At 30.9% G+C, this 609-nt stretch carries 1 pseudogene; it reads right to left on the reverse strand.

The features are described 5' to 3' along the window. A pseudogene (locus AC1DJR_RS32690) lies at positions 1 to 582 on the reverse strand (hypothetical protein); the annotation flags it as partial. Positions 583 to 609 lie beyond the last annotated feature (27 nt).

A 609-nucleotide genomic window follows, 5' to 3' on the forward strand; every position in this document is an offset into this window, starting at 1 on the left:
GAATGAGTATGTGCTATTATCCGATAACAAATCTGATAAAAATCCCTTTAGTGTGCCCCCGTTCATTTTTCCCACATGTTTAAAACCTTGTGCCACAATACCTTCTGTTTGTGCCAATAATGTAGGGACTGTCAAATTATAATAACCTGCTAAATGTCCCTCAATAACTTGTTCTAGAATGAAAATCCGATTATTTAGCCATTCAAATCCATTCCATCTAGATTTCATAGCAACCAAAGCTTGTTTATCAAACTTCTCTAAAAATAACTCTTCAACATATGTTTCAGTTACACTTAATTCACTTGTATGATATAGTGCAACTATTTCCTGTGCTTCATTTGGAAATAAATCATCATGTGGAGGAAAATCTAATTCTAGAAAAATGGCCTTAACCTCTAAAGCGGTATCTTTTTCTCGTTTAGCAATTTTGTGTAAATCAATTAATCGTTTATCAAAGTCCAAATTTTTCACTAACTTATTAAAACTTTCAAATGCATGTTGTACTTGCTGGAAATAAATTTGTTCTTTTTTTCTTAATTCAATTAAAGATTTAAGTGCATTTTGATTTAAAGTATCGTTCATAAGGAGTTGACATACTTGATAAATAGG

It is taken from the genome of Bacillus sp. 05T31, from assembly GCF_056396725.1.